This window comes from Lacticaseibacillus absianus (genome assembly GCF_013407595.1).
GTDB lineage: Bacteria > Bacillota > Bacilli > Lactobacillales > Lactobacillaceae > Lacticaseibacillus > Lacticaseibacillus absianus.
On the sequence record NZ_JABEKX010000002.1, the window covers coordinates 456,604 to 473,425 of the forward strand.

The following is a 16,822-nucleotide window of genomic DNA, read 5'->3' on the forward strand; positions in this document are numbered from 1 at the left end:
AGGGATTGCATGGATTACACGAGTTATGACCCAGAGATCTTCACTGCCATTCAACACGAGGAGATGCGCCAGCAGCACAACATCGAGCTGATCGCATCCGAGAACATCGTGAGCCCCGCCGTGCGCGCCGCGCAGGGGAGCGTGTTGACCAACAAGTACTCCGAAGGCTACCCGAAGCACCGCTATTACGGGGGCAACGAGTATATCGACGTGATCGAACAGACTGCGATCGATCGGGCGAAGGCTCTGTTCGGCGCGGCGTATGCGAACGTTCAGCCGCACTCCGGCTCGCAGGCCAACATGGCCGTGTACCGCGCCTTTTTGGAAGACGGCGATAAGGTGCTGGCGATGGATCTGACTGACGGTGGGCACCTGACTCACGGGGCGGCCGTGAATTTTTCCGGCCAGACCTACCACTTCTACCACTACGCGCTTGACCCGGAGACCGGCCGGTTGGATTACGCCGCGATCGCCGCCCAGGCGGAGGCGGTGCACCCGAAGCTGATCGTGGCCGGGGCCTCGGCTTACAGCCGGGAGATCGACTTCGCGAAGTTCAGGGAGATCGCCGATCACGTCGGGGCCTACCTGATGGTCGACATGGCGCACATCGCGGGCCTCGTGGCGGGAGGGGTGCACATGAGCCCAGTCCCGTACGCTGACGTGGTGACCACGACGACGCACAAGACGCTACGCGGTCCCCGCGGTGGGATGATCCTCGCGCGTGAGCAGTACGGCAAGGCGATCAACTCCGCGCTGTTCCCAGGCATCCAAGGCGGGCCGCTGGATCACGTGATCGCGGCCAAGGCGATCGCGCTCGGTGAGGCGATGCAGCCAGACTTCAAGCTGTACGCCCAGCAGATCGTCAAGAACATGCAGGCGATGTGTGAAGGGTTCGCCGCGGACCCGCACCTGAAGATGATCTCCGGGGGCTCGGATAACCACATGGTGCTGCTCGATGTCACCGGTTATGGGGTCACCGGCCGAACGGTCCAGGACTTGCTGGACACGGTGATGATCACGACGAACAAGAACCAGATCCCTGGCGAAACGAACGGGCCGTTCAAGACCTCTGGCGTCCGCGTCGGCGTCGCTGCGATCACGACCCGCGGGTTCAACGAGGAAGACTGCAAGGCCGTCGCGCACCTGATCTCCGAAGCGATCCAGAATCGTGACGATCAAGAAGTTTTGACCCGGATCCGGCAATCAGTACTTGCGCTGACCGGTCGTCATCCTTTATCATAGATAAGGTTTTGGGCAGGAATGCCAAAAGCGCCAAGCTCACCGTGAGCTTGGCGTTTGCCATAAATAAAGGAGGGCCATTTGCACATGGGCAAATTTACGGTTTTGAACCACCCATTGATTCAACACAAGCTGACACTGATCCGCGACAAGAACGCCGGGACCAAGGAGTTTCGTGAGATCGCCAACGAGATCGCGGAGCTGATGGTGTACGAGATCACGCGTGATCTGCCGCTTGAAGACGTTGAGATCGAGACCCCGATGGGCAAGACGACGCAAAAGCAGCTAGCAGGCAAAAAGCTGGCTGTCGTGCCGATCCTGCGCGCCGGCTTAGGGATGGTGGACGGCGTGCTGCGCCTGATCCCAGCGGCCAAGGTCGGGCATGTGGGGATGTACCGTGACGAGCAGACCCTCAAGCCGCACGAATACTTCGTGAAGATGCCGGCCGACATCGATCAGCGTGACCTGATCATCGTTGATCCGATGCTTGCGACCGGTGGGAGTGCGAACATGGCCGTCGAGGCCCTGAAGAAGCGCGGGGCCAAGTCGATGCGCCTGGTCGTCTTGGTCGCGGCACCGGAAGGGGTCAAGGCCGTGCAGGCCGCACACCCTGACGTGGACATCTACGCGGCGGCGCTGGATGACCACCTGACCGACACGGGTTACATCTTCCCGGGGCTCGGCGACGCCGGTGACCGGCTCTTCGGTACGAAGTAAGTGCCTCTGGCGCCTCGCAACTTGCGAGGCGCTTTTTGTTTGCCTCGACGGGGCTTGACTGATCGGTCAGTCGTGTTTCTACCATAATATGTGAACGAACTTGAACCGACTTGTCAATGGACGGATCGCGCCGAGTGTCCAGTTCACCGGGGGAACTTTGGGACACGTTTTTTTCGGTCAGGCAACGCCGACGAGCGGTTGTCCAAGGGGACCGAATGTGGCATAATCATAGCAATGCGCCTTTTGGTTTTTCATCACTCGCCGGGGGATCAGTGAAAGAACCCGTGAAAAAGCCGTCAGATCAACGTTGGAAATTTTTTGGTTTGCTTTGTCTTTTTCATTGAATGGTGTTAAAGTGATTGGTGTGTTTGACGGATGGGTATCCGGAAATCCACATTTTTTGAAACAATAACCGACCATTGCACGCCCGTCAATGCGTCCGTACATATCGTGTGGCTATTGCTTCGGTTAAGGAGGTGAATTCTGTGAACGAAAGTTATCCCGACTTCGAACTGTTCGGACTGCGCTTCAATCCGGCGAACGACTTGGCGATCCTGGTGAGTGCCGTTCTCGTGTTCGCGTTCGTCTTCTGGTTGTCGCGCAAGCCGGCTATCCGGCCTAACGGCAAGCAGAACGTGCTCGAGTACCTGATCGACTTCGTCAACGGGATCGTCAAACAGTCGATGCCCGGCAAGGAGGGCAGTCGTTTTGGTTTGTTTGCCTTCACGCTGTTCTTGTTCATCTTCGTGAACAACCAGATCGGCTTGATCTTCCAAGTCGATGTGGGCGGGAAGACCTGGTTCCGGTCGGCGACGGCTGACCCGATCATCACCATGAGTCTGGGCATGATGGTCATGGTCCTGTCGCACTTCTTCGGGGTCGTCTTCAACGGTATGAAGGGGTACTTGAAGGGATACGTTTCGCCAGTGTCGATCCTGCTCCCGATCAACATCCTTGAGAACTTCACGAACTTTGTCACGTTATCGATGCGTCTTTACGGGAACATCTTTGCGGGTGAAGTCCTGCTGCTTTTGATCAGGCAGCTGGCGTTCTCAGGACACGGTGCCGCAGGGGCCGTGTCGTTCGTGGGGGCCTTTTTGATCGAAATGATCTGGCAAGGGTTCTCAGTGTTCATTGGTACGATCCAAGCGTACATTTTTGTCACCTTAGCGACGGTATACACGTCCGAAAAGGTAGTTTCTGAATAATAGGAGGAAAAATCATGCAATACATCGCAGCTGCTATCGTTGCCGCATTTGCCGCGCTCGCCGCTTCCTATGGTAACGGCCAAGTTATCTCTAAGACTCTGGAAGGCATCGCACGCCAGCCAGAAGCTTCCGGTTCCCTTCGTTCCACCATGTTCATCGGGGTTGGGATGATCGAAGCGGTGCCGATCATGGCGATCGTTATCGCGTTCATGTTGCTGCAAAAGTAAGACAAGCGCGCAGCGTGGTGATGGTTGGGCCAGGCCTTGCCATCAGCGCCACAGCGCGTTAAGAAGGGAGTCAACAACTATGACTGCAGGCGATATGCTCTTTACCATCGTCACCTTCGCTGTCTTAATGGTGCTTGTCGGGATCTTCGCCTGGAAGCCCGTTACCGCGATCATGGCTAAGCGCCAAGAGAAGATCGAAAACGATCTGGACTACGCGGATAACGCCCGCCAAGAAGCCAAGGAATTGGCCGAAAAGCGCCAGGCGGAGTTGAAGAATTCTAAGGCTGATGCCGTTAAGATCGTCACCACGGCGAAGGAAAACGGCGAAAAGCAACGTCAAGAGCTCGTGTCGGCCGCTAAGGCGGAAGCAGACACCCTGAAGGCGACCGCGCACAAGGACATTGCCCAGGAGCGGCAAGACGCCTTGACCAACGCGAAGAATGACGTTGCGGATCTCTCCTTGGCGATCGCCAAGAAGATCATCGGCAAGGAATTAGACGCCGATACGCAAAAAGAGCTGATCGATCGCTACATCAAGGATCTGGGTGACGCCAATGGCAGTCACTGATCAAATGGTAGCGCCGCGCTACGCCAAGGCCCTGTTCGAAGTGGCCCAAGCTCACCAAGAGCTTGACTCGACGCAGGCGGACCTCGACCAACTCCAACGCGTGATCGACGACAACCCTGAGCTGTTGCCGGCCTTGGCCGGCAAGGACCTCGGTCAGGCGGCCAAGGATCAACTGCTCGCGCTGCTCAAGCGCGACGCCAGCCCCTTGGTCCAGAACCTGATCGACGTGGTGGCCGGCAACGGCCGCATCGGTGGCCTTAGCCACGTGATCACCGCGTTCGCCCGGCGCTTCGATGAAGCAAACGGGATCGTGAACGCGACGGTCACGACGGCGGTGCCGCTTGATGACCCACAAACTCAGGCAATGCGACAAGCGATCGCTTCTCGCTTCGACGTGCAAGACGTCCGGTTGACCCCTGTGGTCGACCCGGCGATCGTCGGTGGGGTGAAGGTCGTGTCCGATGACTTGGTCATCGATGGCACGATCGCGACCCGCCTCGTCAAGCTTCAGAAGCAATTGCTCACCAACTAAGCAAAAGAGGTGAACCGGATGAGCATCAAGACTGAGGAAATCAGTTCTCTGATCAAAAAACAACTTGAAAACTATCAAGATGACTTGAACGTCGAAGAAGTCGGCACCGTGACCTATGTCGGGGACGGGATCGCCCGTGCGACCGGCCTCAAGAACGCGATGGCCAGCGAATTACTTGAATTTGCCAACGGCTCATACGGGATGGCCCAAAACCTTGAAAGCGATGATGTCGGTATCATCATCCTCGGGGATTTTGACGACATTCGCGAAGGCGACCAAGTCAAGCGGACCGGCCGCATCATGGACGTGCCGGTCGGTGACGCGCTGATCGGGCGCGTCGTGAACGCGCTGGGTCAGCCTGTCGACGGCAAGGGGCCGATCAACACGACCAAGACCCGGCCGATCGAAGTGAAGGCCCCAGGTGTCATGCAGCGTAAATCCGTTACGGAACCGCTGCAGACCGGGCTCAAGGCGATCGACTCGCTGGTCCCGATCGGCCGTGGCCAGCGTGAGCTGATCATCGGCGACCGCAAGACCGGGAAGACCTCGATCGCGATCGACACGATCATTAACCAAAAAGACCAGAACATGATCTGTATCTACGTGGCGATCGGGCAAAAAGACTCGACCGTACGCACCCAGGTCGAAACCTTGCGTAAGTTCGGCGCGATGGATTACACCATCGTGCTGACGGCCGGCCCGTCCGAGCCAGCGCCGATGCTTTACATCGCGCCATACGCGGGGGCGGCCATGGGTGAAGAGTTCATGTACAACGGCAAGCACGTCTTGATCATCTATGATGACTTGACCAAGCAAGCGACCGCCTACCGTGAACTCTCCCTGCTGCTGCGGCGTGCACCAGGCCGTGAAGCCTACCCAGGGGACGTATTCTACACGCACTCCCGTCTGCTAGAACGCGCGGCCAAGCTCTCCGATGAGCTCGGCGGCGGTTCCATGACGGCGCTGCCGGTGATCGAGACGCAGGCCGGGGACATCTCCGCCTATATCCCGACCAACGTGATCTCCATCACGGACGGCCAGATCTTCCTGCAAAGCGACCTGTTCTACTCTGGGACGCGGCCGGCGATCGATGCTGGGCTGTCAGTCTCTCGTGTCGGGGGCGATGCCCAGATCAAGGCGATGAAGAAGGTCGCCGGGACCCTGCGTCTCGACTTGGCCTCCTTCCGTGAGCTGGAAGCCTTCACCCAATTCGGCTCCGACCTGGATGCGGCAACGCAGGCTAAGTTGAACCGTGGGCGGCGCACCGTTGAAGTGCTGAAGCAACCCGTTCACAAGCCACTACCCGTTGATAAGCAGGTCCTGATCCTCTACGCCCTGACCCACGGGTTCCTTGACGCCGTCGGGATCGACGACATCGCGCGGTTCCAAGACGAACTGTTCGACTACGCTGACTCCAACGGGGCAGACCTGCTCGAGACCATCAAGACCACAGGCAAGCTGCCTGATACGGACAAGCTCGATGCGCTCGTCAAGGGCTTCGCCGATGGGTTCTCCAGCAGCACCGACAAATAAGGAGGTGCCGCATGGCTGAATCATTAATGGACATCAAGCGCCAGATCGCGTCCACCAAGAAGACGGGGCAGATCACCCAGGCCATGCAGATGGTCTCGGGGGCCAAGCTCAGTCAGATCGAGAAGCGCGCCGGAGCGTACCAGGTGTACGCCAGCAAGGTGCGTGAGATCGTGACCCACTTGGCGGCCGCGCAGTTGCTCGAGATCGAGCGTCAGCAGACCGAGGCCCTGGAAGGGGCAGAAGTGTCCGCGGAACGCCTGCAGATCGCGAACCTCTTGCAGGAGCGTCCGATCAAGAAGACCGGCTACCTGGTGATCACCAGTGACCGCGGCTTGGTCGGGGCCTACAACTCGACCATCTTGAAGGCCATGATGCAGATGTTCGTCGACGACCATAAGCACAAGGATGACTATGTGATCATGGCGGTCGGCGGTACCGGCGCAGACTTTTTCAAGAGCCGTGGCATGAACCTGGCTTACGAGTACCGCGGGGTCTCCGACATCCCGACCTTCGACGAAGTGCGGGAGATCGTGCGCACCGCGGTGACGATGTTCGACAACGGCGTGTTCGACGAGCTGTACGTGTGCTATAACCACCATGTCAACTCGCTGACCTCAGCCTTTCGGGCCGAGAAGATGCTGCCGATCACAGACCTTGATGTCTCTGAGGTGGCAGACACCAACATCGAATACCTGACCGAGCCAGATCCAGACGCAGTGCTCGAGGCGATCCTGCCGCAATACGCGGAGAGCCTGATCTTCGGCGCCATCATGGACGCCAAGACGGCGGAACACGCCGCTTCGACTACTGCGATGAAGAGCGCGACGGATAACGCCAACGATTTGATCTCCCGCCTGTCCGTGACCTATAACCGGGCCCGTCAGGCACAGATCACCACCGAGATCACCGAGATCGTCGGTGGGGCGACCGCGCTCGAATAAGCGCTTAGTGCGCAATAGACGCTCGCAGTTGCGAGCGCATCAACAGGGAGGACGATTTCATTGAGTAATTTAGGTAAAATCGTGCAAGTGATCGGCCCTGTTGTCGACGTCGAATTCCCAATTAACGAAAACTTACCTGAGATCAACAACGCCTTGACCGTAGCCAAAGAAGACGGCAAACAGCTCGTGCTGGAAGTCGCCTTGGAGCTCGGGGATGGCGTGATGCGGGCCATCGCGATGGATGGGACCGATGGGTTGGTGCGCGGCATGGCCGTCACCGATACCGGCGGTTCCATCTCCGTGCCGGTCGGCAAGGATACCTTAGGCCGCGTTTTCAACGTGTTGGGTGAGACGATCGACGGCGGCCCAGAATTCGGCCCCGATCATGAACGCGACGGCATCCACAAAGATGCCCCAGCCTTCGAAGACCTGAGTACCAGCTCAGAGATCCTCGAAACCGGGATCAAGGTCATCGACCTGCTTGAACCTTACCTGCGTGGGGGGAAAGTTGGGCTGTTCGGTGGTGCCGGGGTCGGCAAGACCGTTCTGATCCAAGAGCTGATCCACAATATCGCGGAAGAACACGGCGGGATCTCCGTCTTCACCGGCGTCGGCGAACGCACGCGTGAAGGGAACGACCTGTACTTCGAAATGAAGGAAAGCGGCGTTCTGGAGAACACGGCTATGGTCTTTGGTCAGATGAACGAGCCGCCTGGTGCCCGGATGCGCGTCGCCCTGACTGGGTTGACCATCGCGGAGTACTTCCGTGACGTCCAGGGCCAAGACGTGCTGCTGTTCATCGACAATATTTTCCGCTTCACTCAGGCGGGGTCTGAAGTGTCCGCGCTGCTTGGCCGGATCCCATCCGCCGTGGGTTACCAGCCAACGCTGGCTACCGAAATGGGCCAGTTGCAGGAGCGGATCACGTCGACGAAGAAGGGCTCTGTCACGTCTATCCAGGCGATCTATGTGCCTGCCGATGACTACACGGACCCAGCGCCGGCAACGACATTCGCGCACTTGGATGCCACGACGAACCTTGAACGTCGCTTGACAGAGCAAGGGATCTACCCGGCCGTTGACCCACTGGAATCCTCTTCCAGTGCGCTGACCCCGGACATCGTCGGCGACGAGCACTACAAGGTCGCGACCCGCGTTCAGCAGGTCCTTCAGCGTTACAAGGAACTGCAAGACATCATCTCCATTCTGGGGATGGATGAACTGTCTGACGACGAGAAGGTCACGGTTGCCCGTGCCCGTCGCATCCAGTTCTTCCTGTCCCAGTCCTTCAACGTGGCGGAGCGATTCACCGGTTTGCCAGGGACGTATGTCCCCGTTGAAGAAACCGTCAAGGGCTTCAAGATGATCCTCGATGGCGAGATGGACGATTACCCAGAAGAAGCCTTCCGTCTGGTCGGGCGCATCGAAGATGTGGTCGAAAAGGCGAAGACGCTGGGCTACGACCCAGCCGGTTCCGCGTCTAGTGACGATACCTTGCAAGCGGCTGCGAACTAAGGAGGGGATTCTTCTTGGCTGAACAACCAAAAGTGATGACCGTCAACATCGTGACGCCGAACGGCCTGGTCTATGATCACCATGCGAACCTCGTCGTGGTCAAGACCACGACCGGGGAAATGGGGATCATGGCGAACCACGAACCCGTCGTCGCGCCTCTGATGATCGGGGAGGTGCGGGTTCGCCGTGTCGATAACCCCGGGCACGAAGACGTGATCGCGGTCAACGGGGGCTTCATGGAAGTCGCCAACAACGTGGCGTCGATCGTGGCGGATTCCGCCGAGCGGGCACGCGACATCGACCTGAACCGGGCCGAAGCCGCACGTCAGCGGGCGCAACGCCGGATCGAAGAAGCCAAGGCCCACTCGGATACCGATGATCTCCAGCGTGCGCAGGTCGCCCTGCAGCGCGCGATCAACCGGATCCACGTCAAGACGGGCAAGTGACCCAATCTAAGAATAGTTCCGGTAAGAACTGGTCATCTTTCCAGTTTCTTACCGGAATTTTCTTTTTGCCTGGTGCACCAGGGTGCGCTTAACGGCGGGCTTTGCTTGCTCGAACGCCGTGAGTGGACGGGCAGACAGACGTCAGCCTGCGCGTCGCCTGATGGGGTGGCCTGATCTGGGGGCGTCGAGCCCGGCGCTGAGTCGTTGCGCAGGTCTATGCGCGTGGGGGTGATCGGGCCGCTGGGCGCGGGCGGTGGCCGGTGTGCCGGCGCTGAGTTGGCTTGCGCGACCGCCTGGGTGTCGGGCACACGGCAACGCGATCAGGCTGATCTGGGCGCGCCACCGGTGACCATCGGCGCCATTTCTGAATTTTTTGCCAAGGATGCCCACAAACCGATGGGGGTGGGGTAACATTGAGGATACTGGGGTCGCTGAGACGATGCCTAGTTGAAGGAGGCACTTATGTATACCGATATCGGCTTATCCGCCGTCTTGACGATCATCTCCCATGTGCTCTTTATCCTAGTGAGCTTCCGGCTCCTGTCCGCGCTGCGCTTCGATAAGCTGCTCCGCCCGAATCACGTGGGCGCCAGCCGCCTGTTGATGCTGTTCATCGCGATCGCGCTGGGGTATACCGTCAGCGAGTTCTTCCTGTCCTTCCTGACCGCCTCGGGGAACCTGCGTTATCTGCTGTGACCTTCGCAGGTAGGCGGTTCTATGGTATAATGTGACGTTAGTAATCATTTTGAGGAGAGAAAATAAACAATGGCAAAAGACATTGGGATCGATTTAGGGACGGCCAACGTCCTGATCAACGTGAAAGGCAAGGGGATCGTCCTGAACGAGCCGTCTGTCGTTGCGATCGATACGCACACCGGCAAGGTCTTGGCGGTGGGGACAGAAGCCTATAAGATGGTCGGCCGGACGCCCGGCAACATCAAGTCTATCCGCCCGCTCAAGGATGGGGTGATCGCGGACTTTGACATCACCGAGGCGATGCTTGAGTACTTCATCAACAAGCTGAACGTCAAGGGCTTCATGTCCAAGCCGAACATTCTGATCTGTGCGCCGACGAACATCACGTCCATCGAGCAAAAGGCGATCATTCAGGCCGCCGAGAAGTCCGGCGGCAAGCGAGTCTACCTCGAATTCGAACCCAAAGTCGCCGCCGTTGGGGCCGGGCTGGACATTTTCCAGCCACAAGGCAACATGGTGATCGACATCGGTGGGGGGACCTCTGATGTCGCCGTGCTCTCCATGGGTGAGATCGTCACGAGCCGGTCACTGCGGCTGGCAGGGGATAAGATGGACGCGGCGATCGCCGCTTACGTCAAGAACAAGCACAAGCTCCTGATCGGGGAACACACGGCAGAACAGCTGAAGATCCAGGTCGGGGCGGTCTACGAAGCCGACCCGGCAGAGACGATGGAAGTGCGTGGGCGCGACATCGCGACCGGTCTGCCGCGTGAGGTCGAGGTGACCTCAACGGAAGTCCAAGAAGCGCTGCACGAGACGATGATGCAGATCGTCGCGGCGGCCAAGGACGTGCTGGAAAAGACGCCACCGGAGCTGTCTGCGGACATCATCGACCGCGGCGTGATGCTGACCGGTGGGGGGGCGTTGCTCAAGGGCATCAGCCACTTGTTCGCCGCTGAACTCAAGGTCCCGGTCCTGCTGGCCGATGATCCGCTGGACGCCGTTGCGTTGGGGACGGGTGTGCTGCTGGACAACATCGCGCACCACAAGCAGTACTAGACCACGCGGCGTCGGGTCGACGCCTGTGAAACGGAGGCCACAAAGTGAGCACAGCGTATGCGAAACGCGTCGTGAAGCACCTGGTGATCGGGGCGCTGCTCGTTGTCGGTGCCTTGATCATCGGCAGTATGATCGGCTACGCGATCGGCGGCGGAAACCCGTGGCGGGTGTTCGTGCCCAGCACTTGGACGCATATCTTCGATTTTTTGAACTGAGGTGACGGCCGTTGCGGCGAGTCTTAGAAGGGGTCGTGCGCGTCTACCAGCGCTTCATCTCGCCCCTGATCCCGCCGAGCTGTCGGTATTATCCGACGTGCTCGACATACATGATCCAGGCGTTGCGCAAGCACGGGGCGCTCAAGGGTACGGTGATGGGGCTGGCGCGCATCCTGCGGTGTAACCCGCTGGTGCCGGGTGGACTCGATCCGGTGCCGGACTTTTTCACCGTGCGGCGCAATCCCGATCCGCAGAAGAACATGGCGGAGGCCGAGCAGGGCAACTACCACCGGTAGGTAATCAAAGGAGTTAATATGGCAAAAGAACAAAAGATCATGGTCCAGCAGGAGGACGTGACCCGCAACGGGCACACCGTCTCTGTGTTGACGGTCAACAAGAACGAGATCGGCTACGTCGAGACCGAGGAGAAGCGCTTCTTGGCCTACCAAGCCGGGCAGACCAAGCCGAACCGGTTCAAGACCATGGACGATGCGGTCAACTTCCTGATCGCGGAGTATCACCTGCACCACAGTTAAGAAAGTGCTGGATTTGCCGCGCCGGATTGTAAATCGGCGCGGTTTTTGGTGTAATGGAGGGGTGTTGGCCCAGGCCAACGAGACAGGCCGTCGCTTGCGACGGGAAGGGGTGAACAGATTTGGCACGAGAAGTCACCAACGAGAAGAAAGGCGACCGCATCGATTACGGGATTATCCTGTCGGTGATGCTGCTGGCGCTGTTCGGGATGGCCGCGATCTACATGGCCGTCACCGCCGATGCATCGGGCAGCCCGATGCGTGCGATGATCATGCAGCTCGTGTGGTACGTCGTCGGCGGTGCCGGAATCATCTTCGTGATGCAGTTCGACGCCGAGCAGCTATGGCGTGTTGCCCCACTGCTGTACGGGCTGGGGATCTTCCTGTTGATCGCGGTCTTGTTCCTCTACGACAAGCAGACGGCGATCGACACCGGTGCCCGCAGCTGGTTCAAGTTCAAGTCGATCACGTTCCAGCCGTCCGAGGTGATGAAACCGGCGTATATCCTGATGCTGGCGCGGGTCGTCACAAACCATAATGTGACCTACAAGCACAGCTGGGGCAACGATTGGCGGCTGATCGGGTCGATGCTCTTGTGCACAGTCCCGGTGCTGATCCTGATGATCCTGCAAAAAGATTTCGGGACCTCGCTGGTGTTTGCGGCGATCTTCGCCGGGGTCGTGCTGGTCTCCGGGATCACGTGGCGGATCATTCTGCCGATCGGGCTGGCGACCGGTGCGATCGCGACCGGGACGATCCTCCTGGTCATCGAGGACTGGGGGCGCGCGATCCTCAAGCGTGTCGGGTTCCAGAACTACCAGTTCAAGCGCATCGACGCATGGCTGGATCCGAGCAGCTCGACCAGCGGCAGCTCCTATCAGCTCTGGCAGTCGATGAAGGCGATCGGATCGGGGATGATGAGCGGTCGCGGCTTCAACAACCTCAAGGTCACGGTCCCGGTCCGCGAGTCGGACATGGCGTTTTCGGCCATCGGGGAAGCGTTCGGGTTCATTGGCTGTGCGGCGCTGATCTTGCTGTATTTCCTGCTGATCTATCAGATGATCCGGGTCTGCTTTGACACCAAGAATGAGTTTTATGCCTACATCGCGACCGGCGTGATCATGATGATCCTGTTTCACGTCTTCGAAAACATCGGGATGAACATCGGCTTGCTCCCATTGACCGGGATCCCGCTACCGTTCGTCTCGCAGGGGGGGTCGTTCCTGCTGGCGAATATGCTGTCGGTCGGGATGGTCTTATCGATGCGGTATCACCATCAGAGTTACATGTTCTCGCGTGAAGGCGAGGGGTTTGAATAGGAGGAAGTCGCATGGCACAATATTTCTGGCAAGAGACACGCGCGTCGCGGGTGCGCCTTGGCTTGACTGAAGGCGCACAGGAGTCATTCGGTGCGATCAAGTTCGCGGAGTTACCCGCGGTCGGGGATCAGCTGACCGTGGGCAAGCCGTTCTTGGCGGTCGAGGCCGAAAAAACGGTCCTTGATCTCGACGCCCCGCTGTCCGGGCGCGTGGTCGCGGTCAACGCCGCGGCAGCCGACGATCCAACGGTGCTCGACTCACCGGAGCGCAGCAAGAATTGGATCATCGAACTTGAGGCATGATAGCAAGCGCTGTGACCAACGTCGCAGCGCTTTTTTGATGGCCGCGTGGATTGTGCCCGGGTCGTCACCGCACACCGGGCGCAAGATTGCACTTTGTGACGGGGTTGGGTATGATGGTCGAAACGGGCGATGGAGTGATGAAAGTGAAAAAAATTTGGGCCTTTTTGCTCATCCTAGCCGCGGTGTGGTTGGCCCCGGGGCGAGCGGTGCAAGGGGCGACGGACCAGTCGATCAGTGACGTAGACCTGCGCATGATGATCGGCTCGTGGTCACTGGATGAGCAGATCGGGCAGCTGTTCATCAGCCGGACACCGGCAGATCCGGCGACGGCCCGGCAAGCGGTCGCGCAGTATCACCTCGGTGGGTTGATCCTGTTTGGCAGCGACTTGACGGGTCAGACGGCTGCCCAGACGCGGGCCAAGGTCGCCGGCTTTCAAGCGGCGGCCACGGTCCCGCTTCTGATCGCGACGGACCAAGAGGGGGGTACGGTGTCGCGGTTGAGCAGTAGCCTGACTTTTGCCAAGCAGCGGTTTTTGTCCCCACAGGCGGCCTTTGCCACCGGCGGGATGGCTGCGGTGTTGGCAGCGGCCAAGACCCAAGCGACGGCCCTGAAACAGCTCGGCGTCAACTGGAACTTTGCGCCGATCGCCGACGTGACCAGCGACCGCAACAGTTTCATCTACTCACGCACGCTGGGCCAGTCCTACCAGGCGACGGCGGCCTACATCAAGCAAGTGGTCCCGGCGATCCAAGGGACCGGGGTCGCGGCAACGCTGAAGCATTTTCCCGGCTACGGTTCAGCGGCGGACACGCACACGCAGTTCGCCACGGTCACGAAACCGCTGGCCACGCTCAAGACCACCGATCTGCTACCGTTCGCGGCGGGGGTCGCGGCTAAGGTGGATGCGATCATGGTCACGCACATCGTGATGCAGGCCCTTGACGCCAAGCACCCCGCCTCACTGTCACATGCGGTGATCACAGATCTGCTGCGCCACCAGCTTGGCTATGACGGGGTGATCATTACCGATGACCTGGCGATGGGGGCGATCACGACCTACCAACAAGCTCAGGGGCTCGCCAGCCCCGACCTACTGGCGGTGCAGGCGGGGAACGACGCGATCATGGCCGACGATTACGCCGTGGGGATCCCCCAGATCAAACACGCCGTCGAGTCTGGCCAGCTGTCGCGCGCGGCCATCACGGATGCGGACCTGCGCCTGATGAAGCTCAAGCGCCAGTTGAACCTGCTGGATCCGGCCAAGGTCAAGCGCGAGCGGCTCACGGTACGCGTCGCGAACCAGACGGCGACGACGCTGACAGTGACCGGCCACGTTCCGCAGCATATCGCTAAGCCTGGTTTGCCGGTGACGATCAGCGTGGCCGGTCGGGCACTACCGGCAGTGAAAACACACGCGCAGGGTGAGTTCACCGTGACCCTCAAGCGGACGACTGCGCCCCAAGTGGCCATCTTTGGGGTCCATTGGCAGATGGCGCCTGACGCCCGAACGATGGATGAGGCGGCGCTGACGATCCCGGCGACGACGGCTAAGGCGTTGCAGTCGGGCCGCAAGGTCGAAGCAGCGGCCAGCAGTCGCACGCCAGGTCAAGGGGCGCGCAATGGTGAGCGACTGGGGTTGCTCGCGCTTGGCGTCGGGTTGCTCGGTGTGCTGGGGGCCTTGATTGCATGGCGGCGGCGGGTCTGAACTGCGGTGGCGGCGGCGCGGGGGGGCTGCGGCGAGTCGAGTCTCACGTTTTTCTCACTTTCGGGGTTGACAAGCCCAGCGGAAGTCGGTAAACTCGAAGACAATTCAGTAACCAAACGAACGATGTGAGAGAGTAATGCCTGCAGGACTGTGCAGAAAACCCGGGTGATGAGAACGGGGTAGTGAACAGGCATGAAGATGGCTCACGGATCGGTGCACCGAACAAGCTTGCTTGTAAGGCTGCAATGGCTGGCATCCATTATCTTGCACGCGGGTTGAATACGACCCGTTAGTGAGGGTGAGGACCCGGGTCCTCACCGAATTAGAATGGTACCGCGGCCAGTCCGCTTCTAACGTTGTTTAGGAGCGGGCTTTTTGTTTGGTTAGACTTGAGGGGGGAAACAGGATGAAAATTTGGCCAAAATTGCTCGTCACCGCTGCCCTAGTGCTGCCAGTGATCGGCCTCACCGCTTGCGGTCAGGCCAAGTCGGCGCAGACGGTGACCGTCGGCATCATGAGTAACGATAAGGAAATCTGGGAAGACATTCAGACGCGCCTGAAGCAGGAAGACGTGACCATCAAACTGGTGGAATTCACGGATTACAACACCCCGAACCAGGCGCTGCAAGACGGTGACGTGGACCTGAATTCTTTTCAGCACCACGTGTTCCTGGACACCTGGAACAAGAAGCACCACACGGCGATCGCTGACATCGGAGAGACGTACATCGCACCGATCCGTGCTTACTCGAACACGCTCAAGTCGCTTCAGGGCTTGAAGCGCGGTGACACGGTGGCCCTGCCGAACGATGCGGCGAACGAACCGCGGGCGCTCGGCGTGCTGGCCGACGCCGGGTTGATCAAGGTCAAGGCGGTGGCCACCCCGACGATCCGCGACATCACCGAGAACAAGCTGGGCCTGAAGTTCAGCGAGCTGGACCCCGCGCAGACGGCGCGCAGCCTGAATGACGTGGCCGTCGCGATCGTCAACAACGACATCGCCGCGGCCGCAAAGCTCGACCCAGCGGCGGCGATCGCCGTTGAGAAGCTCAACAAGACCGCCGAACCATACGTGAATTTCATCGCGGCGCGCTCGGCCAAGGACAAGGCCAACAAGACGTACCAGAAGATCGTCCAAGCTTATCAGACTGAGCGGACGGCGAAGTTGCTGAAGAAGTACTACAAAGGTTCGGCGGAACCGGCGTGGAAGTAAACCAATAGGGGGCAATCATCATGAAATTGTGGAAAAAAGTTGCTGTTTCACTCGTTTTAGTATTACCATTAGTAGGCTTGGCGGCATGTGGCCAGTCCGATGACCAGACCGTCAAAGTCGGGATCATGAGCAACGACAAGGAGATCTGGCAGGACATCCAAAAGCGCCTGAAGAAACAAGACGTCAACATCAAGCTGGTGGAGTTCACGGACTACAACACGCCGAACCAGGCGCTGCTCGATGGGGATGTGGACCTGAATTCCTTCCAGCACCACGACTTCTTGGACAACTGGAACAAGAAGCACGATGCGAAGTTGACCGCGATCGGGAATACCTACATCGGCCCGATCCGCGCCTACTCCGATCGCCTCAAGTCGCTTCAGGACCTGAAGCAGGGCGACGAGGTCTCGGTCCCGAACGACGCGACCAACGAAGGCCGCGCGCTGGAGCTGCTCGAGCAGCAGGGGCTGATCAAAGTCAAAGACGTTGCGACGCCGACCGTCCGGGATATCACCGAGAACAAGCTTAACTTGAAGTTCACCGAACTGGACGCAGCCCAGACTGCGCGCAGCTTGAAGGACGTCGCTGCGGCCGTGGTCAACAACGATATCGCGGCTGCTGCGAAGCTTGACCCGAAGGATGCGATCGCCGTCGAGAAGCTCTCCAAGGCTTCTCACCCGTGGATCAACATCATCGTGGCGAAGGCGGCCAAGGACAAGTCCAACAAGACCTACCAGAAGATCGTCAAGGCTTACCAGACCGACCGGACTGCCGCCCTGCTGAAGAAGTACTACAAGGGGTCGACCGTGCCGGCTTGGGATACGAAGTACTAACCAATAGAAACGAGGACAAT

21 protein-coding genes are annotated in these 16,822 nt (G+C 59.3%); 20 read left to right on the forward strand and 1 reads right to left on the reverse strand.

Annotation, left to right across the window (positions count from 1 at the left end; genetic code table 11):
- Positions 1 to 9 precede the first annotated feature (9 nt).
- Both glyA and upp read left to right on the forward strand, forming a co-directional pair.
- Positions 10 to 1,242, forward strand: a complete 1,233-nt coding sequence (gene glyA, locus HII33_RS07505; RefSeq protein WP_179395191.1) for a serine hydroxymethyltransferase — start codon at positions 10 to 12, stop codon at positions 1,240 to 1,242.
- 84 nt (positions 1,243 to 1,326) lie between these two features.
- Positions 1,327 to 1,956 carry a uracil phosphoribosyltransferase gene (upp, locus tag HII33_RS07510; RefSeq protein WP_179395192.1) on the forward strand — a complete coding sequence of 210 codons (630 nt, stop codon included), beginning with the start codon at positions 1,327 to 1,329 and terminating at the stop codon, positions 1,954 to 1,956.
- A gap of 177 nt (positions 1,957 to 2,133) precedes the next feature.
- Here the strand turns inward: upp and HII33_RS07515 are convergent, their stop codons facing one another.
- Positions 2,134 to 2,403: a hypothetical protein gene (locus HII33_RS07515; RefSeq protein ID WP_179395193.1), complete on the reverse strand. Its 270-nt coding sequence runs from the start codon at positions 2,401 to 2,403 to the stop codon at positions 2,134 to 2,136.
- Between the two features lie 38 nt (positions 2,404 to 2,441).
- Between HII33_RS07515 and atpB the strand changes: the two genes are divergently transcribed.
- The 18 genes from atpB to HII33_RS07605 all read left to right on the forward strand — a co-directional run bounded on the left by atpB (position 2,442) and on the right by HII33_RS07605 (position 16,802).
- Positions 2,442 to 3,164, forward strand: a complete 723-nt coding sequence (gene atpB / locus HII33_RS07520; RefSeq protein WP_179395194.1) for a F0F1 ATP synthase subunit A — start codon at positions 2,442 to 2,444, stop codon at positions 3,162 to 3,164.
- 14 nt (positions 3,165 to 3,178) lie between these two features.
- Positions 3,179 to 3,391 carry a F0F1 ATP synthase subunit C gene (atpE, locus tag HII33_RS07525; RefSeq protein ID WP_179395195.1) on the forward strand — a complete coding sequence of 71 codons (213 nt, stop codon included), beginning with the start codon at positions 3,179 to 3,181 and terminating at the stop codon, positions 3,389 to 3,391.
- Positions 3,392 to 3,470: 79 nt separating this feature from the next.
- Positions 3,471 to 3,959 carry a F0F1 ATP synthase subunit B gene (gene atpF / locus HII33_RS07530; protein ID WP_179395196.1) on the forward strand — a complete coding sequence of 163 codons (489 nt, stop codon included), beginning with the start codon at positions 3,471 to 3,473 and terminating at the stop codon, positions 3,957 to 3,959.
- Positions 3,946 to 4,491: an ATP synthase F1 subunit delta gene (gene atpH / locus HII33_RS07535; protein WP_179395197.1), complete on the forward strand. Its 546-nt coding sequence runs from the start codon at positions 3,946 to 3,948 to the stop codon at positions 4,489 to 4,491. Before atpF ends, atpH begins: the two co-directional genes overlap by 14 nt.
- 18 nt (positions 4,492 to 4,509) lie before the next feature.
- Positions 4,510 to 6,024: a F0F1 ATP synthase subunit alpha gene (gene atpA / locus HII33_RS07540; RefSeq protein WP_179395198.1), complete on the forward strand. Its 1,515-nt coding sequence runs from the start codon at positions 4,510 to 4,512 to the stop codon at positions 6,022 to 6,024.
- Between the two features lie 11 nt (positions 6,025 to 6,035).
- Positions 6,036 to 6,965: a F0F1 ATP synthase subunit gamma gene (locus HII33_RS07545; RefSeq protein ID WP_179395199.1), complete on the forward strand. Its 930-nt coding sequence runs from the start codon at positions 6,036 to 6,038 to the stop codon at positions 6,963 to 6,965.
- A gap of 60 nt (positions 6,966 to 7,025) precedes the next feature.
- Complete coding sequence (atpD, locus tag HII33_RS07550) at positions 7,026 to 8,480, forward strand: F0F1 ATP synthase subunit beta (protein WP_179395200.1); 1,455 nt, start codon at positions 7,026 to 7,028, stop codon at positions 8,478 to 8,480.
- A gap of 35 nt (positions 8,481 to 8,515) precedes the next feature.
- On the forward strand, positions 8,516 to 8,926 hold the full coding sequence (locus HII33_RS07555) for a F0F1 ATP synthase subunit epsilon (RefSeq protein WP_179395762.1): 411 nt from the start codon (positions 8,516 to 8,518) through the stop codon (positions 8,924 to 8,926).
- 462 nt (positions 8,927 to 9,388) lie between these two features.
- Positions 9,389 to 9,622, forward strand: a complete 234-nt coding sequence (locus HII33_RS07560) for a DUF1146 family protein (RefSeq protein ID WP_179395201.1) — start codon at positions 9,389 to 9,391, stop codon at positions 9,620 to 9,622.
- A gap of 69 nt (positions 9,623 to 9,691) precedes the next feature.
- Entirely contained in the window at positions 9,692 to 10,681 is a 990-nt protein-coding gene (gene mreB / locus HII33_RS07565) for a rod shape-determining protein (protein WP_179395202.1), read from the forward strand.
- 44 nt (positions 10,682 to 10,725) lie between these two features.
- Entirely contained in the window at positions 10,726 to 10,896 is a 171-nt protein-coding gene (locus HII33_RS07570; protein WP_179395203.1) for a DNA-directed RNA polymerase subunit beta, read from the forward strand.
- Positions 10,897 to 10,907: 11 nt separating this feature from the next.
- Entirely contained in the window at positions 10,908 to 11,192 is a 285-nt protein-coding gene (gene yidD / locus HII33_RS07575; RefSeq protein ID WP_179395204.1) for a membrane protein insertion efficiency factor YidD, read from the forward strand.
- Positions 11,193 to 11,210: 18 nt separating this feature from the next.
- Positions 11,211 to 11,432, forward strand: coding sequence for a DUF2969 family protein (locus tag HII33_RS07580; RefSeq protein ID WP_179395205.1), 222 nt, complete (start codon positions 11,211 to 11,213; stop codon positions 11,430 to 11,432).
- A gap of 119 nt (positions 11,433 to 11,551) precedes the next feature.
- Positions 11,552 to 12,748, forward strand: coding sequence for an FtsW/RodA/SpoVE family cell cycle protein (locus tag HII33_RS07585; RefSeq protein ID WP_246287345.1), 1,197 nt, complete (start codon positions 11,552 to 11,554; stop codon positions 12,746 to 12,748).
- A gap of 11 nt (positions 12,749 to 12,759) precedes the next feature.
- The gene (locus HII33_RS07590; RefSeq protein WP_179395206.1) at positions 12,760 to 13,050 is read left to right on the forward strand and encodes a glycine cleavage system H family protein; all 291 of its coding nucleotides are present in this window, start codon (positions 12,760 to 12,762) and stop codon (positions 13,048 to 13,050) included.
- Positions 13,051 to 13,193: 143 nt separating this feature from the next.
- Positions 13,194 to 14,756 carry a glycoside hydrolase family 3 N-terminal domain-containing protein gene (locus tag HII33_RS07595; RefSeq protein ID WP_343036850.1) on the forward strand — a complete coding sequence of 521 codons (1,563 nt, stop codon included), beginning with the start codon at positions 13,194 to 13,196 and terminating at the stop codon, positions 14,754 to 14,756.
- Positions 14,757 to 15,162: 406 nt separating this feature from the next.
- Positions 15,163 to 15,969: a MetQ/NlpA family ABC transporter substrate-binding protein gene (locus HII33_RS07600; RefSeq protein WP_179395207.1), complete on the forward strand. Its 807-nt coding sequence runs from the start codon at positions 15,163 to 15,165 to the stop codon at positions 15,967 to 15,969.
- Between the two features lie 20 nt (positions 15,970 to 15,989).
- Positions 15,990 to 16,802 carry a MetQ/NlpA family ABC transporter substrate-binding protein gene (locus tag HII33_RS07605; protein WP_179395208.1) on the forward strand — a complete coding sequence of 271 codons (813 nt, stop codon included), beginning with the start codon at positions 15,990 to 15,992 and terminating at the stop codon, positions 16,800 to 16,802.
- The last annotated feature ends 20 nt before the right edge of the window (positions 16,803 to 16,822 follow it).

Coding starts and splice junctions, on each gene's coding strand:
- atpH (WP_179395197.1), top strand. CDS start 3,946: ATGGCAGTCACTGATCAAATGGTAGCGCCGCGCTACGCCAAGGCCCTG.
- HII33_RS07600 (WP_179395207.1), top strand. CDS start 15,163: ATGAAAATTTGGCCAAAATTGCTCGTCACCGCTGCCCTAGTGCTGCCA.
- glyA (WP_179395191.1), top strand. CDS start 10: ATGGATTACACGAGTTATGACCCAGAGATCTTCACTGCCATTCAACAC.
- HII33_RS07545 (WP_179395199.1), top strand. CDS start 6,036: ATGGCTGAATCATTAATGGACATCAAGCGCCAGATCGCGTCCACCAAG.
- HII33_RS07560 (WP_179395201.1), top strand. CDS start 9,389: ATGTATACCGATATCGGCTTATCCGCCGTCTTGACGATCATCTCCCAT.
- HII33_RS07590 (WP_179395206.1), top strand. CDS start 12,760: ATGGCACAATATTTCTGGCAAGAGACACGCGCGTCGCGGGTGCGCCTT.
- upp (WP_179395192.1), top strand. CDS start 1,327: ATGGGCAAATTTACGGTTTTGAACCACCCATTGATTCAACACAAGCTG.
- mreB (WP_179395202.1), top strand. CDS start 9,692: ATGGCAAAAGACATTGGGATCGATTTAGGGACGGCCAACGTCCTGATC.
- HII33_RS07555 (WP_179395762.1), top strand. CDS start 8,516: ATGACCGTCAACATCGTGACGCCGAACGGCCTGGTCTATGATCACCAT.
- atpF (WP_179395196.1), top strand. CDS start 3,471: ATGACTGCAGGCGATATGCTCTTTACCATCGTCACCTTCGCTGTCTTA.
- HII33_RS07515 (WP_179395193.1), bottom strand. CDS start 2,403: ATGTACGGACGCATTGACGGGCGTGCAATGGTCGGTTATTGTTTCAAA.
- HII33_RS07580 (WP_179395205.1), top strand. CDS start 11,211: ATGGCAAAAGAACAAAAGATCATGGTCCAGCAGGAGGACGTGACCCGC.
- atpE (WP_179395195.1), top strand. CDS start 3,179: ATGCAATACATCGCAGCTGCTATCGTTGCCGCATTTGCCGCGCTCGCC.
- atpA (WP_179395198.1), top strand. CDS start 4,510: ATGAGCATCAAGACTGAGGAAATCAGTTCTCTGATCAAAAAACAACTT.
- HII33_RS07605 (WP_179395208.1), top strand. CDS start 15,990: ATGAAATTGTGGAAAAAAGTTGCTGTTTCACTCGTTTTAGTATTACCA.